Consider the following 24,111-nt stretch of genomic DNA (forward strand, 5'->3'; position numbering starts at 1 on the left):
TCCCGCGTCGATCAGATCTCGGTGTGCCCCAGATCCGCCGCGTCCAGCAGTCGGATCTCGGCCTCGGCGAAGGCCTCGAGCTCGAGCACGACGACCTCGTTCCGCCCCGCCCGCGTCACCGGCGACGGCACGATCAGGGTGCGCTGGGGCCCGCGCCGCCAGTAGCGGCCGAGCAGGAACCCGTTCACCCAGACCAGGCCCTTGCCCCAGTGCAGCGTGTCGACGAAGAGGTCGGACGGAGCGTCGAGCTCGAACGACCCCGAAGCGAGCGAGGGCCCTGCGGCGAAGCCCTCCGCGGCGCCGGCGAGCGAGGGGAGGAGCGACACGTCGAGCGCGCGGGCCGTCCATCCGGTGAGCGCCGCCCCGTCGAGCTCGACCCCGCCGATCAGTCCCTTGTGCTCGCCGATCCGCACGCCGTAGTTCACGCGCCCCTGGTTCTCGACGAGGATCGCGAGCGCCCCGCGGCCCCGGGGCAGCGTCAGCGCGCGCTCGTGGTTGTCGCGCGCGAGCACGCCCACGGGGGTGCCGTCGAGCAGCACCCAGGCGCGGTCGCGCACCTCCTCGCCGACGACCAGGCGGGCGGGGGCGTCGGAGGAGTCGAGCACGGTCTCGAAGAGCACGAACCCGTCGGCGTGGCCGAGCTCGTCGAACGACGCCATCGCCTCGAGCGCGGTCGCCTCGCCGAAGGCGTCGAGCCCGAGCAGAGCGGGGCCGGGGAGCAGCGGCGCGGTGAGCGCGGGCGACGGCGTCCGCGGGACGGGCACCTCCTCCGGCACCGGCGCGTAGCGCGCGATGACCTCGCGGAACGCCCAGAACTTCTCGGTCGGGTGCCCCGCCTCGTCCAGCGGGGCGTCGTAGTCGTAGCTCGTGGTGATCGCGGCGTAGCGGCCCTTGTCGTTCGCTCCGCTGGTCAGGCCGAAGTTCGTGCCGCCGTGGAGCATGTAGATGTTCACGGAGCCGCCCACCGCGAGGAGCGCGTCGAGCTCGCGGGCCGAGGCGTCGGCGTCCGTCGTGTGGTGCTGGGTGCCCCAGTCGTCGAACCAGCCGCACCAGAACTCCATGCACATCAGCGGGCCGGTCGGCTGGAACTCGCGCAGCGTCGCGAGGCGCTCGGGCGTGCGCGAGCCGAACGAGCCGGTCAGGTGCAGGCCGGGGAGGCTGCCGTCGGCGAGCATCTGCGGCGTCGGCTGGTCGATGGTCGTGAGCGGCACGGCGACTCCGGCGTCGCGCGTGACGCGGACGAGCTCGGCGAGGTACTCCTTGTCGGAGCCGTACGCTCCGTACTCGTTCTCGATCTGCACCAGGACGACCGGTCCGCCCCGGTCGATCTGCCGCGGTGCGACGATCGCGTAGACCTCGCGGAGGTACTCGCTCACCGCGGCGACGTAGTGCGGCTCGGACCGGCGGACGCCCACCTCGGGGTCGCGGAACAGCCAGGCCGGGAGCCCGCCGTTGTCCCACTCCGCGCAGATGTAGGGACCGGGTCGCACGATCGCGTGCATGCCCTCGGCGGCGACGAGGTCGAGGAAGCGGCCGAGGTCGAGGCCGCCCTCCGCGCGGAAGGAGCCGCGGACCGGCTCGTGCGCGTTCCAGGCGACGTAGGTCTCGATGGTGTTCAGGCCCATCAGCCTCGCCTTGCGGATGCGGTCGGCCCAGAGGTCGGGGTGCACCCGGAAGTAGTGCAGCGCGCCGGACAGGATCCGGTGCGGCCGTCCGTCGAGCTCGAAGTCGGTGGCGCCGATGGCGAAGCGGCTCTCGGGTGCGGTGGTCATGATCATCCCTCGGATCAGGAGAAGCGGGTGGTACGCAGGAGGCCGGCCGGAGCGATCCGGCCGGCCTCCCAGGGGGTCTACGACTACTCGGAGACCGTGAAGCCCTGCTCGTTGCCGTACTGCACGAGCTTGCTCTGCCAGTCGGCGAGGCCGTCATCGAGGCTGGTGCCGTTGGCGTAGGCCTGTCCGACAGTGTCGCCGAAGACGCTGTTCGCGTAGACCTGGTAGGGCAGGTACGACCAGCCGGGGCGGACGTCCTCGGAGGCCTGGGTCAGCACCTCGTTGATCTTCTGGCCGCCGAAGTACTCCGACTCGGCCGAGACGAATTCGGGGTCGGTCAGGTCGGCGGTGGTCGACGGGAATCCGCCGCTCTCGAGGAACACGTCGACCGAGGCCGGGTCGCTGTTCAGCCAGCGCAGGAACGCGGCCGCGAGGGCCGGGTTCTCGCTCTGCGAGGTGACCGACTGGCCGCCTCCGCCGTTCTCGGCGCTGACGGGGGTGCCGTCGTAGGTCGGGATCGGCGCGACGGCCCAGTCGCCCGAGGCGTCCGTGACACTGGACTCGAGCACGCCGGGCATCCAGGCGCCGGTGATCAGCGAGGCGATCGATCCGTCGCCCAGGCCCTTGTACCACTCGTCTCCCCAGCCGGGGGTGTCCGAGAGCAGGCCCTTCTCGACGAGCTGGTTCCAGACGCCCGTCCACTTCTTGGTGCCCTCGTCGGCGAGGTTCACCGTGATGTCCTCGCCCTCGAACTGGAAGGGCTGGCCGCCGGCCTGCCAGATGAGGCTGGTCGCGAAGCCCGCGTCGCCGGTGTCGGCGGTGATGTACTTCGTGGGGTCGGCGGTGTGCAGCTTCTCTGCCGCGGCGACGTACTCGTCCCACGTGGTCGGCACGGCGATGCCGTACTGGTCGAAGACGGTCTTGTTGTAGAACATGGCCATGGGGCCCGAGTCCTGGGGGAGGCCGACGAGCTTGCCGTCGATGTTCACGCTGCCCCACGTGGAGGCGCTGAACTTGTCCTCGAGGTCGCCGAGGCCGTACTGCGAGAGGTCGAGCAGCGAGTCCGACAGGGCGAACTGCGGCATGGCGTAGTACTCGATCTGCACGACGTCGGGAGCGCCCGAGCCGGCCTTGATCGCGTTCTGGAGCTTGGTGTACTCCTCGGTGTTCGTGCCGGCGTTGACCAGCTCGACGTCGACCTCGGGGTAGGCCTCCTCGAACGCGGCGACCTGCGCCTCGGCGCTGGGGGTCCAGCTCCAGTACGTGATCTTGCCGCCCGCCTCGAGGGCGGCGTCGAGGTCGGCCGCGGTGCCGCCCTCGGCGCTGGTGCCGCCGTTCCCGCCGGGGGAGGGGGCGGAGCAGGCGGCCAGCGAGCCGGCGGCCAGGGCGGCCGCGGCGGCCACGGTCAGGGTCCGCCGGAGGGCGGAGCTCGTGAACTTCATAGGGGGGATCCCTTCACTTCTTCGTGCTGCGGGTGGTGGCGGCCGGCGCGGGTGCTCCGGCTGCAGGGGGGAGGTCGGAGGGCGTCAGCCCTTGACGCTGCCGGCGCTCAGCCCGGACTGCCAGAAGCGCTGGAGTCCGAGGAAGGCGACGACGATGGGGATGATCGTGAGCAGCGAGCCCGTGATCACCAGGTTGTAGATCGGCTGCGCGCTGACGCCGGTGGCCTGGGCGTTCCACTGGTTCAGGCCCACGGTGAGCGGGTACCACGAGGGGTCGCTCAGCATGATCAGCGGCAGGAAGTAGTTGTTCCAGGTCGCGACGACCGAGAACAGCAGCACCGTCACGATGCCCGGCGCCAGGAGGCGGATCGAGATCGTGAAGAACGTGCGGAACTCGCCCGCGCCGTCCATCCGCGCCGCTTCGAGCAGCTCGGTGGGCACCGACTCCACCGCGTAGACCCAGACCAGGTAGAGGCCGAAGGGGCTGATCAGCGAGGGGATGATGATCGCCCACGGGGTGTTCGTCAGGCCCAGCTGGCTGAACATGAGGAACGTCGGGACGGCCAGAGCGGTGCCGGGCACGGCGATCGCTCCGAGGACGACCGCGAAGACCGCCTTGCGGCCGGCGAAGCGGAACTTCGCGAGACCGTAGCCGGCGAGCGTGGCGAGCAGCGTCGCTCCTCCGGCGCCGACGACGACGTAGAGGAGGGTGTTGCCGAGCCAGCGGAGGAAGATGCCGTCGCGGTAGGTCAGTGTCTCGGCGATGTTCTGGAAGAAGACGAAGTCGCCGTCGAACCAGAGCCCGAAGCTCGAGAGCAGCCCGGCCTGCGTCTTGGTCGCGTTGATGACCAGCCAGGCCAGCGGCACGAGGCTGTAGAGGATGAACGCCGACATCAGCAGGGTGAAGGCGATCGACTTCTTCGGGTGGACGGAGGATCCGCGGCGGGGAGCGCGGCGGACGCGGGAGGCGGTCGGGCGGGAGGCGGTCGTGACGGCCATCAGTTCTCCTTGCGCGCGCCGCGGAGCTGGACCACGTAGGCGATGATCGCGGTGATCACGCCCATCACGATCGCGACCGTGGCCGACGCGTTGTACTGCTGACCGGCGAAGGACAGGTTGTAGGCGTACATGTTCGGCGTGAAGTAGGTGGTGATGATGTTCGGCGCCAGCGTCCGGAGGATGTTGGGCTCGTTGAACAGCTGGAAGCTGCCGATGATCGAGAAGATCGTGGCGATGACGATGGCTCCGCGCAGGGCGGGCAGCTTGATCGAGCGGATGACGCGCATCGGGCCGGCTCCGTCGATCTCGGCGGCCTCGTAGAGCTCGCCGGGGATCGTCTTGAGCGCGGAGTAGAAGATCAGCATGTTGTAGCCGACGAACTCCCAGGTCACGATGTTGCCGATCGAGACCAGGATCCAGTCGCGCGAGAACGGAGCGACGACGTCGGAGCCGAGCAGGTCGTTGACGTTCGCCGCGAGGCCGAAGTTGTCGCCGTAGATGAAGCCCCACATCAGGACCGCGACGACGGCCGGGACCGCGTAGGGGAGGAACACGACGATGCGGAAGAAGCCGGTGCCGTGCAGGCGGCCGCTGTCGATCGCGAGGGCGGCGACGAGGGCGAGCACCAGCATGACCGGCACCTGGACCGCCAGGAACAGGACGACGCGGACGAAGCCCTCCCAGAAGTTCGCGTCGCCGAGCAGCGTCAGGTAGTTGTCGAGGCCGACGAAGGCGGTGCCGCCGACGAGCTGCTCGCGGAACAGGCTGAGGTAGATCGAGTAGATCACCGGAGCGATGAAGACGAGCAGGAAGACGACCAGGAAGGGGGCCACGAAGGCCAGGCCCTTCCACTCGCTCTTCGCTCGCGAGCGCGGCACCTGCTTCAGTGGCGCCGCAGGAGGGTCGACCTCGCGCAGGGGGACGGGTGGAGACGTCGTCGTCATCAGTGACTTCCGTTCGATTTCGGCCACGGTGGGGGAGGCGGCGTGTTCACGTCAACATGGCAGATCGCCACCGTATCATGTTCACGTCAACACGTTCAGTATCGATCGGATCACGGTGGTTTCCTGCACGGGGGCCCCTGGCCGCCCCGATTATGTTCGGCGACGCGCTATAAACGAGGGACCATGGCATCCGACGCGACTCCGACGACGAGCACCGCCCCGCGTCGCCGCGGGCCCTCCATGGCCGACGTCGCCCGGCTCGCGAAGGTGTCGGGTCAGACCGTCTCGCGCGTGTCGAACGGGCGGTCGAACGTCGACGGCGAGACCCGCGAACGGGTCCTCCAGGCGATGCGCCAGGTCGGCTACCGCCCCAACAGCGCCGCCAGGGCCCTGCGCACCGGCCGCTTCCACAGCATCGGCGTGATCATGTTCACGCTGTCCTCCTTCGGCAACATGCGCACCCTCGATGCGATCGCCGTCGCCGCGGCCGACGCGGGCTACTCCATCACCCTCATCCCGGTGCCGCACCCGACGCAGGGCGAGGTCTCGGTCGCGTTCCACCGGCTGAGCGAGGAGGCTGTGGACGGCGTCATCATCATCGTCGAGGCGCACCTGCTCGACGAGGCCGACATCGTGCTGCCGCCCGAGCTGCCGGTCGTCGTCGTCGACTCCGCCGGCGACGATAAGCACTCCGTGATCGACACCGACCAGATGTCGGGCGCCCGCCAGGCCGTCGAGCACCTGCTCGACCTCGGGCACCGCACCGTGCACCACATCTCGGGCCCCCCGCGCTCCTACTCGGCCGAGCGCCGCCGCGAGGCGTGGGAGGCGACGCTGCGCACCCGGGGTGCAGAGGTGCCCGAGGCCCTCGTCGGCGACTGGTCCAGCGCATCGGGCCATCGGCTCGGAGTGGAGCTCGCCGCCGACCCTGCGGTGACGGCCGTCTTCGCCGCGAACGACCAGATGGCCCTCGGAGTGCTGCGCGCCCTGCACGAGGCGGGACGCGCTGTCCCGGGCGAGGTCAGCGTCGTCGGCTTCGACGACATGGAGGAGTCGGCGAGCTTCTGGCCGCCGCTCACCACGGTGCGCCAGTCGTTCGCCGACACCGGCCGCCGCTCCGTCGACATGCTGCTGCGCGAGCTCGAGACGGGCGAACGCACCGGAGCGACGCTCGTCCCGACCGGCCTCGTCGTCCGCGCCAGCACGGGGCCCGCCCCGGCCTGAGGGCTCCTCGCGACTAGAGGAAGTCGGGGCGGACCTCCGCGATGCCCGCGAGCTCCCCCTGCAGCAGCGCGTGCAGACGGCGCCCTTCGGTGATCCACTGCGGACCGAGGTTCCCGTCGAGCGCGTTCCGCAGGTACTCGTCGTTCCACGCGTGCAGACGCTCGGAGAGCCCGGCCGAGAGTCCCAGGTCGGCGGCGTCGAGGGTGTATGCCGCTGAGAAGCTCTCCCACAGCGGCCACTCCCTGCCGTGGTCGCAGAAGAGGCGGATGACCCGCAGGCCGTTCGGGAGGGTCGGAGGCGACATCGGTCGCCGGCTGAGCCAGCGGTCCTGCATCTCGGCGCGGGCCCGCCACTGCTCGCGGGTCGACGGCCGGTCGGTGTAGTCCATCCCGGTCAGCCAGACGAGACCGCGTCCGTCCTCTGAATCGTCCACGACGAGGGCGAGCGACCAGATCATCTCCTTGCCGGCGATCGCTCCGACACCAAGAGCCTCCGTCACGCTCACCCCTGTGATGTCGGTCGCCCTGGTGGGACCGCCGTAGGTGAAGAGGCGGTACCGCGCCTCGTGCCGCTCCCACCGGGAGTCCCTCTCGTCGACCGCGTGCCCCTGCATGCCCTCCACGTCAAGGACCCGGCGATCGAGGTGCCCGAGAATGCGCGCTCCTCCAGCGTGTCGGGAGCGTTCCCGGGCACCTCGGTCGGCAGGCGCGGAGACGAGGCTCCCCGGCCTGAGTCGGGCCCGGGTCGCGTCGGGTCAGTAGGTGACGACGATGTCCGGCACCGGCACCGGCACCGGCTCCGGCACGCCCGCCTCGGCGCAGACGCGGGAGAGCTGCGACTCGGAGATCGCCTCCACCTGCCCGAGGGGGATGTCCTTCTCGATGCCGTCGAGCGCATCGGCGAAGTTCGTGAGCTGACCCGCCATGAACTCGTCCGCGTCCGGAAGGATCGCGCGGAGATCGAGCGCGTACTGCTCGACAGTCCCGTTCTCGTACCAGTGCTCCTTCACCGCCCAATAGGCCAGGCACGCTGTGTTGTTCGGGATCGCCGGATCGACGGTCGTGGGGAGCGGCGTCGGGGTCTCGCGCGGCGCCTCCGGAGGTGCGAGGTACGGGAGGACCGTGCAGCCGCTCAGGGCCAGCACCACGACCGCACCGCCCACCATCGTCGACCAGCGTCCCATCGGTCCTCCTCCGCCGGGTCCAGAGAACCACGCGAGAGTGACCCGCGCGCTCCCCGTCGGGAAGCGCGTCCCCCTCGGCGCGACCGGGCGCGCGGTGCGCGCGTCGGTACTGTGGACGTCGTCCCGGTCGAGCGGCCGGGCGAGACGATACGGGAGAAGAACATGTCGGTCGGTCTGCTCGCGGTGGTCGATGACATCCTCACCGCCGCCCTGAAAGCCAGCGCCAAGACCGCGGGAGTCGTCATCGACGACGCGGCCGTCACTCCGCAGTACGTGCAGGGCCTGACGCCGGCGCGCGAGCTGCCCGTGGTGTGGAAGATCTCGCTGGGCAGCCTGTTCAACAAGTTCGTCATCATCATCCCGCTGGCGCTGCTGCTGTCGGCGTTCGCGCCGGGGGTGCTGCCGTTCCTGCTCATCATCGGAGGCGCGTTCCTCTGCTTCGAGGGCGCCGAGAAGGTGTCGGAGTGGTTCGGACTGCACCACGCGGCCGCCGAGACCGAGGCGCGCGACGAGAAGAAGCTGGTCTTCGGCGCGATCCGGACCGACCTCATCCTGAGCACCGAGATCATGCTGATCGCGCTCGACGGGCTCGACCCCGACTTCGGCTTCGGGCCCACGCTCGGAGCGCTCGCGATCATCGGCCTCGGCATGACCGCGCTGGTCTACGGTGCCGTGGCGCTGCTGGTGAAGATCGACGACGTGGGCCTGGGGATGATGAAGAACCCCTCGCGCGGAGTCCGTCGCGCCGGCGTCCGCATCGTCGCGTCGATGCCGTTCGTGTTCCGCGTGATCAGCATCATCGGCACTCTCGCGATGCTGTGGGTCGGCGGGCACCTCGTGATCGCGAACCTGGCCGAGACCTTCTGGCACGGACCCTACGACCTGGTGCACGTCGTGACCCACGCGGTCGAGGCGGCCGGCCCGGTCGTGGTGTGGCTGGCCGACACCTTCGTCTCGATGATCTTCGGCCTCGTGCTCGGAGCGATCATCGTCGCGATCATCACGGGAGTCTCGGCGCTGCGTCGCAAGGGTGCGCCGGCGCCGTCGGCGCACTGAGCGCGGGGCGGCCGTCGCGTCCCTTCTGCTGATCGAGCGGCGCGCGGATCGAGATCCGCGATGCCCGGGAGTGGGCGGGTCTCGATACGCCCCTGCGGGGCTACTCGACCAGCAAGTGTTGTGCGGAACCTCGGCCGAGAGTGCTCCTCAGCCGCGATGGTGGCTGACGGGTGCTCCTGGCTGACGTTCTGCGGCGGCGCCATCCTGTGGCCGCCGCGCCCCCTCCTCCTGCTGATCGAGTAGCGCGCGGGGCGCGCGGATCGAGATCCGCGATGTCCGGGGGTGGGTGGGTCTCGATACGCCCCTTCGGGGCTGCTCGACCAGCGGGCGGGGACGACGTGACCGCCCCCGCCCGGAGGGGCGGAGGCGGTCACGGGTGGTGCGACGGCCGGTGCGTCAGCCGCAGTCGCGGGCCGTGTAGGCCGCGGGGACGACCGTCGTCACGGTCTTCCCGTCGACGACGGCGGTCGCGGTGACGGACGCCTGGCCCGCGGCGACCGAGACGGCCCGTGTCGAGAACGCGGCGACCGCGCTCTTGCCGGGGGCGACTCCGGTGAACTGCTTCGAGCCCCACGACGAGGCCGTGGTCAGCGACACCGGCACGGCCGAGTCGTTGCGCGCGGTCACCGTCAGCGTCACCTTGCCGGCGATGCAGCGCGTGGACGCCGTCACCGTGAGGGCGAGCACGGCGGGCTGCCGCAGCTCCACGGTGACCCGGGTGGTGCTGGTCCGCGAGCCGTCGGCCGACGTCACCGTGATGGTGCCGACTCCGTTGGTCGCGGTGCTGGGCTGGGTCACGCGGACCGTCGCGGCCGAGTCGGTCGCGACGGCGGTGAGCACCGGCATCTTCGTGCCCTCGACGACGACCGCGTAGTCGGTGCGCGCCGGGTCGAAGCCGGCCACGCCGACTCCGTCGACGCGCAGGGCGCCGAGCGTGCTCACCGAGGCGGGCACGGCCACCTTGTCGGCGGCGTCGAACAGCTGCACCTCGGACACGATCATGTGCGTGTTGGCGTAGGCGTTCATCACGACGCGGAAGGCGGTCGCGGTGACCGGGGCGAACGACGCGGTGTACGTCGGGGCTCCGCCGGCGGGGGACTCGACGGGCTGCGCCGTCTCCCAGCCGGGGACCGACGTCCAGACGCCGTCGACTCCGCGCGCCTGCAGCTGGATGGTCTGCGCCCAGCTGTTGGTGCCGTCGCGGTAGAACTGCACGCTCGCCTTCTCGACCTGCTTCGCGGCCGGGAAGGTGTAGGTCAGCGTGCTCTGGGTCGCCTTGTTCGACGCGACCCAGTTCGACCAGCCCTTGTCGCCGAGCACGCCGTTGCGGGTGCGCTCGGGGCCGTAGCCCGACTCGGACGACGACGCGGTCGCGACGATGCCGGCGTCCGGGTTGAAGTTCCGCGGCGTTCCCGCGGTGACGAGCACCGTGAGGGTCGCGGGCAGCGTCGCGCCGTCGGCGGTCGCCGTGCCCGTGATCCGGACGGATCCGGTCTGCGCGAGCGAGGCGGTGGTCAGCGGGGTCCAGTCCCACGTGACCGGCACCGGGAAGGTGTTGGTCGAGGCTCCGACGCGGGCCGGGACCGTGGTGGGGGCGGCGGCGCGGACGGCACTGGTGGAGGCTCCGCTGGCGACCGTCACCGACACGGGGTCGGTGGCGGTGAGTCCGCCCACGTCGACGAGCGCCGTGACGGCGATCGACTGCCCGTAGAGGTCGGTCGCGGTGCCGGGCACCTCGACGCGGCCGGCGGTGCCCCACGCGGAGGACGCCGGCTGCTGCCAGGTCACCGCGACGGGTGCGCCCGCGCCCCACTGGTACTGCGGGGTGACGGAGGCGGGCAGGGTCGGCGCGACGCCCACCGTGGTGCGCACCGGGACCGTCTGGGTCGCGAGCGGCGCGAGGTCGCGCAGCTGCCACGACTGGTTCGCTCCGCCGTTCGAGCCGTAGACGCCCACCGTGGTGTTCTCGGCGGTCGACTGGCCGTTGACGTCGAGCGAGAGCCCGAGCGCCTCGTTGACGAGGGTGTAGCGGACGCCGTCGGTCGTGTTCACGATCCAGCGGGTCGCGGCAGTGGCCTCGGCGGTGGCGACGGGGACGCTCCGCAGGTCGGTGCCGGCGCTGGTCGCTCCGAGCACGCGTCCGTCGCCGTTCTCGAGGACGACGCGACGGGTCGCCTCGCGCTCGCCGGCCGGCACCTCGTGCACGGTCCAGGTCTGCTTGGCGGCGGTGGCGGAGTCGGTCGCGACCGTCGTGATCGCGGTCGACGAGGTCGTCGCGGTGAGCGCCTTGCTGCTCTGCGTGCCGACCAGCTGGTAGTCGTGGCCGTCGCGCAGGGCGGGGGCGTTCTCGGCGACGCCCGAGACTCCGTCGATCGAGAAGGTGGAGACCGACTTGGCGGGCACAGTGACGGTCGCGGTACGCGCCTCGCGGTCGATCACGACGGGGGCCTTCTCGACGAGTGCGTTGCCGGTCGGCGCTGCGGCCGAGGCGGCCTGGGTCGTGACGTACGGAGTGACCGACGCGCCCGCGGCGATCGTGCCGAAGCGCGAGAGGTCGAGGGTGACGGTGCGCTCGGCGGTGGTGGTGTTGGTGTGCACGACGGTCGCTCCGGAGCCGTCCGCGCGGGTGGCGGCGGTCGTCGCGGCGTCGTCGACGGCGATCAGGTGGTCGCCCTCCTGGATGAACTTGGTGAAGTTGCGGATCGTGTTGAACTTCGAGTTCGTCTCGACGCCGCAGACGGGCGCCTTGGTCGAGTCCCCGCCGGCGTCCGCGACGCGGCGCACCGACTTCCAGACCTCGGCCCCGCCCTCCTGGTAGGGCTTGCAGTCGAGGTCGATGAACACCGAGCCCCAGTTGAGGTTCTCGCCCTTGGGCGGAGCCTTCTCCATGTTGTAGTAGTCCTCGACGGGCTGCCAGAGCACCCACGCCTTCGGCTCGAGCTCGCGGAGGTCGTCGGTGATACGGCCGGCGATGCCGAGGCCGTTCTCGATGCTGGTGGGGTTCCAGCCCTGGACCCAGTTGCCCTCGATCTCGCTCATCCACAGGTCCTTGTCGGCCTGCTTGGCGAGGTCGCGGACCGCGAGGCGGTCGCCGGTGCCGTAGGTGTGGACGTTCATCCGGTCGACGAGGTCGCGCGCGGATTGCGGGTAGGCGGCCCAGTTGGTCTTGAAGATGCTCGGGTTGGTCTCGTCCATGGCGGCGATGCCGGCGTCGGAGTCGGATGCGGCCAGGGCGGCGGCGACGTCGGGGAGCAGGCTCACCTGGGCCGCGGGGCCCATGTGCATGCCCTCCTGGCGACCGCCGGTGGGGACGCCGTTGGTGAGGGTGGTGCCCCAGTAGTTCGTGTTCGGCTCGTTGAACGGGTCGAGGGTGTCGAACTCGATGCCGTACTCGGCCTGCATCCGCTCGGTGACCGTGGCGAGGTACTCGGCGAACTTCGCCTCGGCGGCGGGCTTCAGCTGCTCGCTGGTGGCGTTGAAGCCGCCCGAGACGTAGCCGCTCTCGGTCATGAAGTACGGGGCGGAGTTGGCGAACGACTCCCAGTGCGTGATCTGCTGCTCGGCGGCGAGCTTCTCGACCCACCAGCGCTGCGTCTCGTCGGCGGTGAAGTCGTAGGAGGCGGGATCGGCCGGATCCCACTTCGCGAGCAGGGCGTCGCGATCGGCGAGGTTCGTGGAGGTGCCGCCGTAGACGGACGCGTCGCCGGTGGGGTTCTTCGCCCACCAGCCCTCGACCGCGCCGCCGGGGCGGAGGTAGTCCTTCACGTCGGAGGCGTTGCCGCCGCCGATGTTGTAGCGCGCGATGTTGAGGTCGAGGCCCTCCTCGCCGAACACCTTCTGGTACAGGTCCTCGCGGAGGGCCTCGGGGTAGTTCCCGGTGGCGTTCGCGAACCAGACGAGGCTGGTGCCCCATCCCTCGTAGGCCTCTCCGGAGTAGGCGGGGTTCGGGGTGATGCGGACCCCGTCCGCGGCCTCGGCGGGAGCGGCCGCCGTGGGGAGGGCGAGCACCGCCCCGGCGGCCAGTGCGGCGCTCGTGGCGAGCGCGGCGAGTCGTCTAACGGACATCGACATTGATGCTGTCTCTCTTTCGCCAGTGAAAAGCGGCGCGTGTTCGCGTGAACACGTCCGGACGGCCCACGCTACATGTTGACGTCACCATGCGGAAGGCGGGCGGGTGCCGGGATCGCCGACGGGGGCGCGACTCCGGTCCGGGCTGCGCGAGATGCCACTTCGGTACAGGTGCTCCGGCGAGTCGCGTACCGGAGTGGCATCTCGTGGGAGGCGGACGGGGTCAGGGGTGCTCGGGCGGGTCGCAGGGCTCCGCGGCGGGGTCGACGTGGTGGACCAGCACGGTGTGGCCGACGTGGGCGAGGCCGAGCTCGAGGAAGTCGCGCACGTGGGCGTCGGCGAGGGCGTACGAGGCGGTGCGGCCCTCGCGGCGCACCTCGACCACGCGGTGCGAGCGGAGGAGCCGCAGCGCGTGCGAGGTCGCGGACGGGCTCAGCCCGCTGCGCTCCGAGAGCTCGCCGACGCGCAGGGGGCCGCCGAGCAGGGCGAGCAGGATCCGCATGCGGCCCGGGTCGCCGAGCAGGCCGAACACGTCGGCGAGGTCGGCGACGGCGGCGTCGGAGGGGAGTCCGGTCACGGCTGCTCCCTCGGGGTCGGGTCGGGTCGCCCCGGGCTCAGATCGCATGCGCCTGCTCCGGGAACTCCTCCGGCTCGCACTGGATCGTCGCGTGGGCGACTCCGTGATCCTCCCGCAGAACGGCGAGCACCGCGCTGAGCACCTCGCGGTAGTCGGCGTCGGGAGCGACCACGATGTGGCCGCTTGCGCTCTCCATGCCGGACGTGATGGTCCAGACGTGCAGGTCGTGTAGCGCGAGCACTCCGGGCACGGCGCGGACGTCGCGCTCGATCGCGTCGACGTCGAGGTGCGCCGGCGCCGACTCCATCAGGATGCCCAGCGCCTGCCGGGTCAGCGACCAGGTGCGCGGCAGGATCAGCAGCCCGATCAGCACGCCGACCACCGGATCCGCCCAGGCCCAGCCGGTCGTGAGCAGCACGATCGCGGCCACGATCACTCCGACCGAGCCGAGCGCGTCGCCGAGCACTTCGAGCGAGGCTCCGCGGAGGGTGATGCTCTCCTTCGCGCCGGCCGAGAGCAGGCGCAGGCTCACCAGGTTGACCAGGAGTCCGACGATCGCCGTGAGGAGAAGAGGCTGCCCGGGGACTGCGGGCGGCTCGGCGAAGCGGCGCACGGCCTCGACGATCACGAAGGCCGCGACGCCGAAGAGGAGGAGCCCGTTGGCCAGCGCGGCGAGGACCTCGAGGCGGTAGGAGCCGTAGGTGCGGCCGCGGGCGGCCGGGCGGGCGGCGAGCGAGATCGCGGCGAGGGACATGCCCAGGGCGATCACGTCGGTGCCCATGTGCGCGGCGTCCGAGAGCAGGGCGAGGGAGCCGGTGCGGACGCCGACGACGAACTCGACGACCATGAACGCGGCGGTGAGGACGAAGGCCGCGAGGAGGGGGCCGCGGTGGCGCGCGGCTGCGGATCCGCTCGCTGCTGATCCGCTCGCCGCGGGGACGTGGGAGTGCCCGGCGCCCACGGTCAGGCCGCTCCTGAATGCCTGTTCATATGAACAGTCTTGCACATGTCGCTGATGTCAGCGGAGGGGCGGACCGTCCCAGAGGGTCTCGAGCGGGTCCTCGCGGTCGACGCCGTCGAGGTGCTCCCGGTGGCGCCGCTCCGCCTCCGCGGCGGAGATCTCGCCGCGCTCCTCGGAGGCGCGGACCGCGGCGGCGCGACCGCCGTCGCGGGTGAGGAACGGATCGTCGGGAGTCGCGCGGCGCACTCCGTCGCGGCGGTCGAACGAGCGGGCGCTGATGCCGGTGACGGTGCCGGAGGAGGCGAGCAGGGCGAGGGCGACGGAGTCGGCGGCCCGCCAGGCCGCGGCACTGGAGCGGCGCTCGACGGACACGGGGCCCTCCGCCGTCTCGAGGGTCAGCTGCTCGACCTCGGGGAGCAGGTGCAGGATCCGCACCGCCGCGTCGAGGGTCTCGGCGGGCACCGACTCGACCGAGCCCGAGAACCGGGGCGACCAGTCGTCGTCGGTCGGGAGGTGGGGCCGCCACTCGTCCATCGCTCGTCCTCTCCGCTCCGCACGTCCAGGGGAGGACGGCACCGGGGTCTCGGGTGCTCTATACGGGCGAATGTATCCGAACGGTTCACCGATGTCACGATCCCGCGCGCGATCAGGGCTTCTTCCCCCCCCACAGCTGGGGCGACCCGACCGGGGGGTGGGCCCACCTGAGGGTGAGTGCAGCGTCGGCGGGGTGGTGGCGGGTCGCAGAACCTGAGCCGAGGGAGGGGGATGTCGGCTGTCAACCGTCAGGGGTCACTCCGGGCTGACGTTCTGCCGCGAGAGGCGGCGGTCAGCGGTTGTCGCGGCGGAACCGGGCCTCGCGGCTCGCGAGGTGGATCCCGAAGCCCGCGATCCCGACGGCGAAGGCGGCGAGCGCGCCGAGGAAGGCGACCTCGATCCCCGCGCCGACGGCGAACGCCGAGGCCAGGAGGGCGAGGGCGGCGACCGCGATGACGACCAGACCGGTGATCTCACCGGCTCCGGCGCCCGAGGAGGGGCTGTGCTCGTTCGTCATGCCGCCAGCCTGCGGGGCGGGAGCGCGCGGCGCAAGGGCGTGAGGCGGCACCCGGGTGAACAGCGGGCCGCTCCCTCCGGGCGACCTGTCGGGAAGTGCGGGCGCTGAGCCGCGCGGAGCGCGGGCGGGTGCCTGCGGTGCGGTGCCTGGTCGATCCACGTGCCCCGGGGTGACCCCGGAGAGGACGGTGCAGCTCGTGCATCGTCCGCCTCGCCCGGAGGGAGCGGTGCCGCCCAGCCTAGGCTGGTGCGGGGGGTTCGCATGCGGGGTCGGGACGCGCTCGTCGAGGCGCTCGTGCACGCGTTCCTCGGGGCGGAGTGGACGCACGACGCCCTGCGCGCCGCGGCGGCCGACTCCCTCGGCGCCCGTCGGCGCTGGCTCGGACCGCTCGTCACGCGGGTGCTCGTCGCGTTCCCGCATCCGCCGGTCGACGCTCCGCGCGAGCTCGGGCGCTGCATCGCGGCGCTGCTGCCGGACAAGGCGCAACCCGTCGTCGCGCACCTCGCGCCGGTCGCCGCGAGTGCGGCCGAATCCTCGTCGCCGGTGCCGAGGATCGACGGGATCGCCGATCTCGCCGCGCTGCTCGGGCTGAGCGTCGACGCCCTGGACGGGCTCGCCGACTCGGGGTCCTGGAACCGCCGGGCACCGGAGGGGCGGCTGCAGCACTACGACCACGTCTGGCGGGAGCGGCCGGGACGCGTCGCGCGCCTGCTCGAGGTGCCGCGCGGTCGGCTGCGCGCGGTGCAGCGCTCGGCGCTGGACGAGATCGTGGGCCTGGCGCCGGTGCATCCCGCCGCGCACGGATTCGTGCCCGGTCGGAGCGCGATCACCGGGGCGGCGGAGCACGTCGGCAGCGCGGTCGTGGTGACGCTGGATCTGCAGCGGTTCTTCGCGCAGGTGACGGCGCCTCGGGTGTTCGGGCTGCTCCGCCGGGAGGGGCTTCCGGAGGCGGTCGCGTACACGCTGACGGGGCTCTGCACCCACGCGGTGCCGGTCGCGGTGCTGCGGCGGCTGCCCGAGGGCGGGTCCCCGGAGGAGCGCGCGGGGCTGCGGCGGGCGCTGACGCTGCCGCACCTGCCGCAGGGCGCGCCGACGTCGCCGGCGCTCGCGAACCTGGCGCTGCGGCGCCTGGACGCGCGGCTCACCGGGTACGCCGAGGCCGCCGGCGCGCGCTACACCCGGTACGCCGACGACCTCGCGTTCAGCGGCGACGAGAGCTTCGCGCGGCGGGCCGAGGCGTTCGCGCGCGGGGCGCAGCGGGTGGTGGAGGACGCGGGGTACGCGGTGAATCCGCGGAAGACGCGGATCCGGCGGGCGTCGGTGCGGCAGAGCGTGACCGGAGTGGTGGTGAACGTGCGGCCGAACGTGCGGCGGGCCGACGTGGACCGGTTGCATGCGATCCTGCACAACTGCGCGGTGCACGGGCCGGCGGGGCAGAACCGCGCGGGGGTGGGGGACTTCCGGGCGCATCTGCTGGGGCGGATCGCGTGGGTGGCGGCGGTGAATCCGGGGCGCGGGGCTGCGCTGCGGGCGGTGTTCGATCGGATCGAGTGGGGGTGAGGGGGCGCTGCGCTGCCCGTAGCGTACGGCCGTTGCACGGTGGTCGGGCCCACCGTCGGGTGCGGGAGCAGCGCCGGCACGGAGGTGAGGCGCGGAGACGCCGAGCCGGGCCGCCCCTGCCGCTGGACGGCGCGCCGCGGGGTCGAGAGGATGAGCGCGTGCGGAGGCGGCGAGCGGCAGCGGGGGGAGCGGTCCTCGTCGCGGCCGTGGTGCTCGCGGGGTGCGCGCCGGCCGAGGGGTGCCGGGGGTGGAGTACAACGCTGACCGTGAGCGTCGAGGGGCCGGGGAGCGGCTCCGTCGCGGACGTGCGGCTGTGCTCGGGCGACGTGTGCTCGCGGCCCGAGGCGATCACTCCGGACGGGGCGCCCACCTACCCCCTCGCGCGGGACGAGGACGGCGGCTGGGTGTTCGAGGTGGGCACGGAGCCGCCGGACGAGGCGACGGTCACGCTCGCGGACCGCTCGGGCGAGGTGCTGATCGAGCGGGAGCAGCCGCTGTCGTGGCGGCTGCTCGGCGAGCCCGAGGGGCCGGAGTGCGGCTGGCGCGCGCAGTCGCGGACGCTCGTGATCGCGGTGCCCGAGCCCCGCGGATCCGTGTTCGGGACCCGCTAGATCGCGGTGCCCGAGCCGCGTGGATCCGTCTTCGGGACCCGCTAGAGCGCTCTCACGAAACTGCGGGAACGGGTGCTAGCGTCGCCCGGACGACCGATCGCACCGAGGCGATCCCCACGAGAAGGCGACCCATGACCGTGACGCTCCCCGCTCCGCGACCGATCGACCCCGGCTCCGTGCCGGAACTGCGCTGGGGAGTGATCGGCACCGGCATCGCGGCCCGCTTCGTGCACGCGATCCACGCGCACACGACCCAGCGCGCCGTCGCCGTGACCGCGCGCGACGCCGAGAAGACGCGTGCGTTCGCGCAGGAGCACGGGATCCCGACGGTGCACGACTCGGTCGAGGCGCTGCTCGCGGATCCGGAGGTCGACGTCGTCTACGTCGCCACTCCGCACCCGCTGCACCGCGACCAGGCGCTCGCCGCGATCGCGGCCGGCAAGCACGTGCTGATCGAGAAGCCGATCGCGATGTCGGCGCGGGAGGCCGAGCAGATCACCGACGCCGGACGGGCGGCGGGCGTGCTCGTGATGGAGGCGATGTGGACGCGCTACCTCCCGCAGGCCGACGTGATCCGCCAGGTGCTCGACAGCGGGGTGCTGGGCGAGCTGCGCCTCGTGCGCGCCGACTTCGGGTTCCTGATGCCGTTCCTCCCGGAGCACCGGCTCTGGAACCGCGAGCTCGGCGGCGGCGCGCTGCTGGACGCCGGGGTGTACCCGATCTCGTTCGCGTCCTCGGTGCTCGGCGCCCCCTCCTCCGTCACCGCATCCGGCTCGATCAACCAGGAGACCGGAGTCGACGCGAGCGCCGACCTGCTCCTCGAGGCGGAGTCGGGCGCGCGGGCGCTGCTGTCGACGTCCCTTGAGGCGTCGCTGCCGGTCGAGGCCCTCGTCGTCGGATCGGCGGGGCGGCTCCTCGTGCACAGCCCGTTCTTCGGCCCGAGCGGGCTCACCCTGACCCTCGGAGGGCTCGGGGCGGACGAGTCCGCCACGTGGATCGACGACTCGCACCCGGAGCTGCACGACGGGCTCGCGCACCAGGCCACGGCCTTCGCGTCGTACGTGGCGCAGGGGCTCGTCGAATCGCCCGTGCACCCGCACCACGAGATCGTCTCGGTGATGGCGACCATCGACGAGGCCCGCCGGCAGGTGTCGGAGGAGATCGCTCCGGGCGCCTCGATCCAGCACACCGTCGCGTTCTCGCTGGTGCACGCGGCGGGCTCGCCCGAGGAGGAGGAGTTCCTCGCCAGCGCTCGCCGGATCCTGACGGGGATCCCCGGGGTGCAGGATTTCACCGTGAACCGGCAGGTCAGCCCGAAGAACGGCCTCGCGTGGCAGTTCTCGATGGTGTTCGCCGACCGGGCCGCGTTCGCGGCGTACGACGCGCATCCGGAGCACGTGGCCTTCGTGCAGGAGCGGTGGCTGAGCGAGGTCGCCGAGTTCCAGGAGGCCGACTTCGAGGAGGACGCGCGGATCGGCTCCGCCGGCTGACCCGCGGTCCGGGGGCCCGGCGCGCGCGATCCGGTGCGCCGTCCGCACGTCGGCGGTTCGCGCCGTCCGGTCGTGCGCGCGCTCAGCCCGCCTCGAGCCGCGTCACCGGAGCGAGCGGGCCGCCCGCGCGGGTCGGCAGCAGGGCTGCGCGGCGCACCACGAGCGAGGTGTGCAGGGCGGCGACGGTCGACTCGGCTCCGCGGTTCTCGTTGCGCCCGGTCGGCTCGAGGCCGTCGAAACCGGCGCCGGTCGAGGGGTCGAGCATGACGGTCGCGGAGTCGTTGTCGCCGAGGAACCAGGCCCAGCAGGAGGCGAGGCCGACGCGCCAGAGCGGGTCCTCCTCGAGGGTCAGCGCGCGGGCGCACGCTGCGGCCAGCGCGGCGACCTCGATCGGTTGCTGGTCGAAGAGGGCGCCGCGATCCAAGGGCCCGCGGCCCTCGGTGCCCGCGACCGAGAGGTGACCGTCGCGCGACTCCGTCTCGAGGAGGAACGCGAGCGACGCGAAGCCCCGCTCGAGCAGCGTCGGGTCGTCGAGGGCCGCGCCGGCCGCGAGGAGCGCCTCGGGGATGCAGCCGTTGGCGTAGCGCAGCCGCGGCTCGGGCCACGGCCACTCGGGATCGGATCCCCGGAGCAGCATCGGAGCGGCGTCGACGAGGAGCAGAGCGGCGGCGGCGGAGTGCGGGCGCACCTCGACGACCTCCGCAGCTCCGAGCACCGCGAAGGTCATCGCGCGCAGGTCGGGCGAGCGCTGCTCGGCGAGCCGGAGGAAGAGCCGCATCGCCCGCCGCCGGGTCAGGGGCAGCTCGGCGCGTGCCGCCGCGATGCCGGCCGCCCAGACGCTCCGCCCCCACCAGTCGCCGACGGAGGCGTCGTCGACGAGCACGCCGCCCGCGTTCATGCGGTTGTGGACTGCTCCGTCCTCGTCCGCCGCGTGCTCGAGGAAGCGCAGGTACTGCTCCGTCAGCCGCCGGGTGAGGAAGGACTGCTCCGGCTCCTGCACCACGACGATCAGCGCGCGGGACACGTCGTCGACGCAGTAGCCGTGCTCCCTCCGCGGGACGTCGAGGAGCGCGTGCTCGAAGAGGCCCCGCTCGTCCGTCAGTGCGTCGAGGTGCGCGTACGGCAGCGGAGCGGCGCGCGGGCCGGTCACGCGGCGCGCTCCACGCGGAGGCGGCGGATCAGGTCGAGGTAGCGGCCGGCGGCGTCCGGCCAGGAGAGGGCGGTGGGGGCGATCGGAGCGGCGCCGCCTGTCGCGGCGAGCACCTCGTCGAGCGCCCGTGCCATCGCCTCCGGATCCTGGTGCGCGACGGCCCGGCCCTGGGGGCCACCGAGAAGCTCGAGGGCGTGCGGGAACGCGGTCGCGACCACGGGCTTGCCGGCCGAGAGCGCCTCGACCAGCACGCCGGACGTGACCTGGTTGCGCGAGTCGTAGGGGAGCAGGACCGCGTCGGCCTCGGCGACCGCGGCGGCGAGCTCACCCGGATCGAGGTAGCGGCCGTCGAGCAGGACGTCGTCCTCGAGCCCGAGCTCGGTGACGAGCTCGGCGAGGGACTCGCGGTAGGCCTCCCCGTGCGAGGCCAGCACCTTCGGATGGGTCTGCCCGTGGACGGTGTAGCTCGCGGGGACTCCTGCGGCGCGCAGCTCGGCGATGGCGCGGATGCCCCACTCGATGCCCTTGCCCGGGCCGATCAGACCCCACGTGATGATCCGCGGTCGCTCCGGGCGGCTGCTCGCGGCCGTCGCGCCGCTCCACACCGGCACCCCGTGGGCGATGACGCCGACGCGGTGCGGATCGACGTCGTAGCAGCGCTCGAGGATCTCGGCGGCGACCGCGGTCATCACGACGACGGCGTCGGCGAGCGCCGCGACCCTCTCGAGCACGAGCCGCTGCGTCGGGCTCGGCGTCTCGAGGACCGTGTGCAGCACCACGATCGCGGGGACGGTCAGCTGCTCCAGGACCTCGATCACCTCGGACCCGTCCGGCCCGCCGTAGATGCCGTACTCGTGCTGGATCACCACGACCTCGCTGCGGCTGAGCGCACGGGCCGCGGCGGCGATGCTGCAGGGGTCGCCGGCGACGAGCTCGGCGACCACCTCCTGCCCGCGGCCGGGAGCAGCGGATCCGGGCACCGCCAGCTCGTCCATCACCCGGACGGTGCGGATCGACGCGCCGTGCGACTCGACGAGGGCGGTCGCCAGGGACTGCGAGAAGGTCGCGAGCCCGCAGCGCGTGGGCGGGAAGGTCGAGAGCAGGCCGATCGTCGCGCTGCTGAGGGGGTGGTCCATCGGGGGCTCCAGCCGCAGAGGGCGGCCCCGGGGAAGCAGGACCGCGAACGGGCGGGACGGCTGCCGGTCGGCACCTCCCGCGGGATCGCCGACGGGCGGATCCGGTCCACGACCGGCGGACCGGGGTGAGTGCGCAAGATCCTGAAGGTGCGGGATGAACATCCGGGGTCGCGGGGCTCGGGGCTTGACGGGACGGCGCACCAGGGGTCGAGCACGAGCGGCGCGGATCGACGGGTGCGACGGCACGGGTCCGGTCTGTCCACGGGGTTGCGCCCCGGGGGTCCCTGAGTAGCGTCGAAGATGCGAGGGTTCACGACACCGCCCGAGCAGCGGTCCGGCGGGGATCGCGACGGCGACAGGGGTTCACCATGGGCAGGATGATCTACGACTCGACGACGGAGGCCGATTTCGACGATCGCCTGCTCGCGCATCTGCAGATCGTGATCGGCACGAAGTTCGGCAAGGGCGAGTCGTTCTACTTCTCGTGGCGCGACGCCGGAGCGGCCGGGGACGGTCGCACCTCGCTGTGGCTGCATCCGGCGATCCCGCTGCGCTTCAAGTACTTCGGCGGGCGCGCCCCGTCGATCAACCCGGAGTGGGTGCGGCGGCTGCTGATGGACTCGTACAGCGCCCAGGGGCTGCGGATCTCGCCCGAGCCGGAGCACGCGGTGCACACGGCGGCGATCCCGACGGTCTGAGGAGCGGCCCAGGTCGACGGAGGCGCGACGATCACCGAACGTTCGACGCTCGGCGATCGTGGAGGTTCGCGGGTCAGTGCACCCGGTCGGCCAGCCGGCCGATGATCCACTCGCCCGTGGCCCCGCGCGCCCGCACGAGCAGTCGCGTCACCGACGCGATGTCCGGCTCGTCCGGCTCGGCCGAGTCGTACTCGATCACCATCGGAGTCGCCTCCGACAGCGCGATCGTGGCGACCGAGAGCGGGGTTCCCTCGGCGACCCAGACGAACAGGCCGGAGCCTCCGTCGCGGCGAAGGATCGCCGTCGCGTACTCGAGACGCGTGAGAGTGGCGTCGTCCACCTGCAGGGACGGCAGGGAGTCGAGTGTCAGGAAGCCCATGGCGCCGCCCCGCGCCGCGCTCGTGGTCCGTCCGTGCGTGCCGTGTCCATGCGTTTCCCCAACCCTCTGAGGCCTGTCGGCTGTGCATCGTGGTCCGGGATGCGGGAGCCACGTTACGCCCCCGCCCGGGATGCGTCGGTGGGGTTGCGCCCGGCCGGGTCGCGCGAGGGGGAGGCGCAGCGTGCCGGTCGCGGCTCGGTCCGGCGGAGGCTCCCTCGCTGCGGGATCAGAGGGTGCCGGTGGTGGCGACCACTCCGTTCGCCACGTCGCGCAGCCGCGCGCCGGTGCGGCGGGCGTGACTCCGGAGCAGCGTGAACGCGTGGTCGATGCTGATGTTCTGCCGCTCGGCGAGCACGCCCTTGGCCTGCTCGATGACGACGCGGGAGTCGAGCGCGTGCTGCAGCTGCGCGGTGAGGTCGTTCTGCTCGCGCAGGGTCTCGCTGAAGACGATGCCGAGGGTGGCGACGTCGGCGAGGGCCTGCAGGACGGCCACGTCGTTGTCGCTGAAGGGGCCGGGCTCGGTCGCGAAGACGTTGATCGCGCCGAGGGTGCGGTCGCGGTGGCGCAGCGGAGTCGCGTGCACGGCCCGGAAGCCGCGGTCGAGCGCGGTGCGGGTGAAGTCGGGCCAGCGCTCGGACTGCTGCAGGTCGGCGAGCTCGACGACGGCCCCGCCGTGGAACGCCTCGAGGCAGGGGCCCTCGTGGGCGCCGAGCTGCTCCTCCTCGATCTCGGCGGCGCGCTCGCTCGTGGAGGCCATGACGTGCAGGGCGCCCTCGCCGTCGGCCAGGACGATGCCGGCGTCGACCGCTGCGGTGAAGCGGGTCGCGGCGTCGACGAGCGTGTCCATCGTGTCGATGACGTCGTGCTCGGGGCGCAGAGCGTCGGCGAGCGCGACGAACACGTCGGCGAGGCGGGCTTCGCGATCGGAGGAGGACATGCCTCGAATCTACGGACGGGTCGGCGGGCAGGGGAAGCCGGGAGTGCGACGACTTCGCTCCCGGTCCGTCGGTCGCGGTCGCTACCGGGACGGTGCGGCGGGGTGGTCCGTTCGGCCGCGCGCACTGCCAGAGACGGGCGGCGGAGTCAACGCCCTCCACAGAGCCGAGAAGCCCGACTTAGTGTCCAGAGCATCCCGGAGGAACCGCGCGACCGACTCGGAGCGCGGCGGCCCCCGGGTGCGACGAGGGGAGTCGACGATGTCGAGGGACGATGTGGCGCCGGGGCGGTTCGCGCGCTTCGTGAAGTGGGTTCCGCGGGCGGACGGCTGGGAGCCGCAGTACCTGCGCGGGCGCGTGATCGCGAAGCGGGACGGCGAGTGGATCGTCTCGGTGAACGGCGAGGAGAAGCACGTGGTCAAGAAGGAGTGGAGCGTCTACCGCTGACGCTGCTCTCGGAGGACGGGAGGAGGGCGGCGTGAGACTGCCCGATCGACGCAGCCCCGAGGTCCGCGAGGCGCGACCCGGGGTGTTCGTGCTGGAGCTGCCGCGCACCCGCACGCGGCCGGCGCAGGAGCTGGGCGTGCTGGTACGGACGGGGCCGACCTGGACGGTGCTGAGTCTCGAGGGCGTGGCCGCGGGGGTGGGCACGTTCCACGAGGCGGTGTCGACGCTGACGCCGGCGCAGGCGTGAGGGGGGGCTGCGGGAGGCGGGTGCTGTCTCGTTGCGGTGGTTCCTCAGTAGTTGCGGGAACCGCGCGCGGTCACCGCAACTTCTGCGGAAGGGCGGAGGCGGCCGAGGTGCTGGGGCTAGGGCTGTGCAGTGCTTCTCCAGTAGTTGCGGGAGGGGCGCGCGGTTACCGCAACTTCTGCGG

General features: G+C 72.3%; 23 protein-coding genes. 8 read left to right on the forward strand and 15 right to left on the reverse strand.

Annotation, left to right across the window (positions count from 1 at the left end; genetic code table 11):
• Positions 1-11: 11 nt before the first annotated feature.
• The 4 genes from C1I63_RS06310 to C1I63_RS06325 all read right to left on the reverse strand — a co-directional run bounded on the left by C1I63_RS06310 (position 12) and on the right by C1I63_RS06325 (position 5,157).
• The gene (locus tag C1I63_RS06310; RefSeq protein ID WP_425326974.1) at positions 12-1,778 is read right to left on the reverse strand and encodes a glycoside hydrolase family 35 protein; all 1,767 of its coding nucleotides are present in this window, start codon (positions 1,776-1,778) and stop codon (positions 12-14) included.
• 77 nt (positions 1,779-1,855) lie between these two features.
• A complete protein-coding gene (locus C1I63_RS06315; RefSeq protein ID WP_107574194.1) occupies positions 1,856-3,214 on the reverse strand; it encodes an ABC transporter substrate-binding protein in 1,359 nt (452 codons plus the stop codon).
• Between the two features lie 84 nt (positions 3,215-3,298).
• Positions 3,299-4,213 (reverse strand): carbohydrate ABC transporter permease, encoded by a 915-nt coding sequence (locus tag C1I63_RS06320; RefSeq protein ID WP_055785392.1) that lies wholly within the window; start codon positions 4,211-4,213, stop codon positions 3,299-3,301.
• The gene (locus tag C1I63_RS06325) at positions 4,213-5,157 is read right to left on the reverse strand and encodes a carbohydrate ABC transporter permease (RefSeq protein ID WP_055785395.1); all 945 of its coding nucleotides are present in this window, start codon (positions 5,155-5,157) and stop codon (positions 4,213-4,215) included. Before C1I63_RS06325 ends, C1I63_RS06320 begins: the two co-directional genes overlap by 1 nt.
• 183 nt (positions 5,158-5,340) lie before the next feature.
• Between C1I63_RS06325 and C1I63_RS06330 the strand changes: the two genes are divergently transcribed.
• Positions 5,341-6,381 (forward strand): LacI family DNA-binding transcriptional regulator, encoded by a 1,041-nt coding sequence (locus C1I63_RS06330; protein ID WP_243592381.1) that lies wholly within the window; start codon positions 5,341-5,343, stop codon positions 6,379-6,381.
• Positions 6,382-6,394: 13 nt separating this feature from the next.
• Here the strand turns inward: C1I63_RS06330 and C1I63_RS06335 are convergent, their stop codons facing one another.
• Positions 6,395-6,994 (reverse strand): hypothetical protein, encoded by a 600-nt coding sequence (locus C1I63_RS06335; protein WP_107574195.1) that lies wholly within the window; start codon positions 6,992-6,994, stop codon positions 6,395-6,397.
• A gap of 141 nt (positions 6,995-7,135) precedes the next feature.
• A complete protein-coding gene (locus tag C1I63_RS06340; RefSeq protein ID WP_107574196.1) occupies positions 7,136-7,564 on the reverse strand; it encodes a hypothetical protein in 429 nt (142 codons plus the stop codon).
• Between the two features lie 162 nt (positions 7,565-7,726).
• Between C1I63_RS06340 and C1I63_RS06345 the strand changes: the two genes are divergently transcribed.
• Positions 7,727-8,620 (forward strand): DUF808 domain-containing protein, encoded by an 894-nt coding sequence (locus C1I63_RS06345; RefSeq protein ID WP_055785402.1) that lies wholly within the window; start codon positions 7,727-7,729, stop codon positions 8,618-8,620.
• A 396-nt stretch (positions 8,621-9,016) separates the two neighbouring features.
• On the opposite strand, the gene C1I63_RS06350 is transcribed toward C1I63_RS06345, so the two are convergent.
• The 5 genes from C1I63_RS06350 to C1I63_RS06370 all read right to left on the reverse strand — a co-directional run bounded on the left by C1I63_RS06350 (position 9,017) and on the right by C1I63_RS06370 (position 15,277).
• The gene (locus tag C1I63_RS06350) at positions 9,017-12,685 is read right to left on the reverse strand and encodes an RICIN domain-containing protein (RefSeq protein WP_146168384.1); all 3,669 of its coding nucleotides are present in this window, start codon (positions 12,683-12,685) and stop codon (positions 9,017-9,019) included.
• A gap of 226 nt (positions 12,686-12,911) precedes the next feature.
• Entirely contained in the window at positions 12,912-13,265 is a 354-nt protein-coding gene (locus C1I63_RS06355) for an ArsR/SmtB family transcription factor (protein WP_056867379.1), read from the reverse strand.
• A gap of 37 nt (positions 13,266-13,302) precedes the next feature.
• The gene (locus C1I63_RS06360) at positions 13,303-14,226 is read right to left on the reverse strand and encodes a cation diffusion facilitator family transporter (RefSeq protein WP_107574199.1); all 924 of its coding nucleotides are present in this window, start codon (positions 14,224-14,226) and stop codon (positions 13,303-13,305) included.
• 57 nt (positions 14,227-14,283) lie between these two features.
• On the reverse strand, positions 14,284-14,760 hold the full coding sequence (locus tag C1I63_RS06365) for a hypothetical protein (RefSeq protein WP_107574200.1): 477 nt from the start codon (positions 14,758-14,760) through the stop codon (positions 14,284-14,286).
• A 292-nt stretch (positions 14,761-15,052) separates the two neighbouring features.
• Positions 15,053-15,277, reverse strand: a complete 225-nt coding sequence (locus C1I63_RS06370; RefSeq protein ID WP_107574201.1) for a hypothetical protein — start codon at positions 15,275-15,277, stop codon at positions 15,053-15,055.
• A 261-nt stretch (positions 15,278-15,538) separates the two neighbouring features.
• Between C1I63_RS06370 and C1I63_RS06375 the strand changes: the two genes are divergently transcribed.
• The 3 genes from C1I63_RS06375 to C1I63_RS06385 all read left to right on the forward strand — a co-directional run bounded on the left by C1I63_RS06375 (position 15,539) and on the right by C1I63_RS06385 (position 18,938).
• Positions 15,539-16,837 (forward strand): reverse transcriptase family protein, encoded by a 1,299-nt coding sequence (locus C1I63_RS06375; RefSeq protein ID WP_107574202.1) that lies wholly within the window; start codon positions 15,539-15,541, stop codon positions 16,835-16,837.
• 266 nt (positions 16,838-17,103) lie between these two features.
• Positions 17,104-17,448 carry a hypothetical protein gene (locus C1I63_RS06380; RefSeq protein WP_107574203.1) on the forward strand — a complete coding sequence of 115 codons (345 nt, stop codon included), beginning with the start codon at positions 17,104-17,106 and terminating at the stop codon, positions 17,446-17,448.
• A gap of 131 nt (positions 17,449-17,579) precedes the next feature.
• Positions 17,580-18,938: a Gfo/Idh/MocA family oxidoreductase gene (locus C1I63_RS06385; protein WP_211315582.1), complete on the forward strand. Its 1,359-nt coding sequence runs from the start codon at positions 17,580-17,582 to the stop codon at positions 18,936-18,938.
• Positions 18,939-19,020: 82 nt separating this feature from the next.
• Here the strand turns inward: C1I63_RS06385 and C1I63_RS06390 are convergent, their stop codons facing one another.
• The gene (locus C1I63_RS06390) at positions 19,021-20,088 is read right to left on the reverse strand and encodes a glycosyltransferase (protein ID WP_107574204.1); all 1,068 of its coding nucleotides are present in this window, start codon (positions 20,086-20,088) and stop codon (positions 19,021-19,023) included.
• A complete protein-coding gene (locus C1I63_RS06395) occupies positions 20,085-21,224 on the reverse strand; it encodes a glycosyltransferase (protein WP_107574205.1) in 1,140 nt (379 codons plus the stop codon). Before C1I63_RS06395 ends, C1I63_RS06390 begins: the two co-directional genes overlap by 4 nt.
• Before the next feature lie 368 nt (positions 21,225-21,592).
• On the opposite strand from C1I63_RS06395, the gene C1I63_RS06400 reads away from it, so the two are divergent.
• Positions 21,593-21,922 (forward strand): DUF7882 family protein, encoded by a 330-nt coding sequence (locus C1I63_RS06400; protein WP_107574206.1) that lies wholly within the window; start codon positions 21,593-21,595, stop codon positions 21,920-21,922.
• 73 nt (positions 21,923-21,995) lie between these two features.
• Here C1I63_RS06400 and C1I63_RS06405 read toward each other — a convergent pair whose 3' ends face one another.
• Positions 21,996-22,301, reverse strand: a complete 306-nt coding sequence (locus C1I63_RS06405) for a hypothetical protein (RefSeq protein WP_107574207.1) — start codon at positions 22,299-22,301, stop codon at positions 21,996-21,998.
• A 226-nt stretch (positions 22,302-22,527) separates the two neighbouring features.
• Positions 22,528-23,238, reverse strand: a complete 711-nt coding sequence (locus tag C1I63_RS06410; RefSeq protein WP_107574208.1) for a GAF and ANTAR domain-containing protein — start codon at positions 23,236-23,238, stop codon at positions 22,528-22,530.
• A 259-nt stretch (positions 23,239-23,497) separates the two neighbouring features.
• Between C1I63_RS06410 and C1I63_RS19370 the strand changes: the two genes are divergently transcribed.
• Positions 23,498-23,683, forward strand: coding sequence for a hypothetical protein (locus C1I63_RS19370; protein WP_146168385.1), 186 nt, complete (start codon positions 23,498-23,500; stop codon positions 23,681-23,683).
• 31 nt (positions 23,684-23,714) lie between these two features.
• Positions 23,715-23,930 (forward strand): hypothetical protein, encoded by a 216-nt coding sequence (locus C1I63_RS06415; RefSeq protein WP_107574209.1) that lies wholly within the window; start codon positions 23,715-23,717, stop codon positions 23,928-23,930.
• Positions 23,931-24,111 lie beyond the last annotated feature (181 nt).

The organism is Rathayibacter caricis DSM 15933, from assembly GCF_003044275.1.
GTDB lineage: Bacteria > Actinomycetota > Actinomycetes > Actinomycetales > Microbacteriaceae > Rathayibacter > Rathayibacter caricis.

Bases quoted from the DNA above. Each gene is read 5' to 3' on its own strand.
- C1I63_RS06340 (WP_107574196.1), bottom strand. From the start codon at position 7,564: ATGGGACGCTGGTCGACGATGGTGGGCGGTGCGGTCGTGGTGCTGGCC.
- C1I63_RS06405 (WP_107574207.1), bottom strand. From the start codon at position 22,301: ATGGGCTTCCTGACACTCGACTCCCTGCCGTCCCTGCAGGTGGACGAC.
- C1I63_RS06365 (WP_107574200.1), bottom strand. From the start codon at position 14,760: ATGGACGAGTGGCGGCCCCACCTCCCGACCGACGACGACTGGTCGCCC.
- C1I63_RS06310 (WP_425326974.1), bottom strand. From the start codon at position 1,778: ATGATCATGACCACCGCACCCGAGAGCCGCTTCGCCATCGGCGCCACC.
- C1I63_RS06320 (WP_055785392.1), bottom strand. From the start codon at position 4,213: ATGGCCGTCACGACCGCCTCCCGCCCGACCGCCTCCCGCGTCCGCCGC.
- C1I63_RS06375 (WP_107574202.1), top strand. From the start codon at position 15,539: ATGCGGGGTCGGGACGCGCTCGTCGAGGCGCTCGTGCACGCGTTCCTC.
- C1I63_RS06345 (WP_055785402.1), top strand. From the start codon at position 7,727: ATGTCGGTCGGTCTGCTCGCGGTGGTCGATGACATCCTCACCGCCGCC.
- C1I63_RS06315 (WP_107574194.1), bottom strand. From the start codon at position 3,214: ATGAAGTTCACGAGCTCCGCCCTCCGGCGGACCCTGACCGTGGCCGCC.
- C1I63_RS06325 (WP_055785395.1), bottom strand. From the start codon at position 5,157: ATGACGACGACGTCTCCACCCGTCCCCCTGCGCGAGGTCGACCCTCCT.
- C1I63_RS06370 (WP_107574201.1), bottom strand. From the start codon at position 15,277: ATGACGAACGAGCACAGCCCCTCCTCGGGCGCCGGAGCCGGTGAGATC.
- C1I63_RS06400 (WP_107574206.1), top strand. From the start codon at position 21,593: ATGGGCAGGATGATCTACGACTCGACGACGGAGGCCGATTTCGACGAT.
- C1I63_RS06350 (WP_146168384.1), bottom strand. From the start codon at position 12,685: ATGTCCGTTAGACGACTCGCCGCGCTCGCCACGAGCGCCGCACTGGCC.
- C1I63_RS06335 (WP_107574195.1), bottom strand. From the start codon at position 6,994: ATGCAGGGGCACGCGGTCGACGAGAGGGACTCCCGGTGGGAGCGGCAC.
- C1I63_RS06410 (WP_107574208.1), bottom strand. From the start codon at position 23,238: ATGTCCTCCTCCGATCGCGAAGCCCGCCTCGCCGACGTGTTCGTCGCG.
- C1I63_RS06330 (WP_243592381.1), top strand. From the start codon at position 5,341: ATGGCATCCGACGCGACTCCGACGACGAGCACCGCCCCGCGTCGCCGC.
- C1I63_RS06385 (WP_211315582.1), top strand. From the start codon at position 17,580: ATGACCGTGACGCTCCCCGCTCCGCGACCGATCGACCCCGGCTCCGTG.
- C1I63_RS19370 (WP_146168385.1), top strand. From the start codon at position 23,498: ATGTCGAGGGACGATGTGGCGCCGGGGCGGTTCGCGCGCTTCGTGAAG.
- C1I63_RS06395 (WP_107574205.1), bottom strand. From the start codon at position 21,224: ATGGACCACCCCCTCAGCAGCGCGACGATCGGCCTGCTCTCGACCTTC.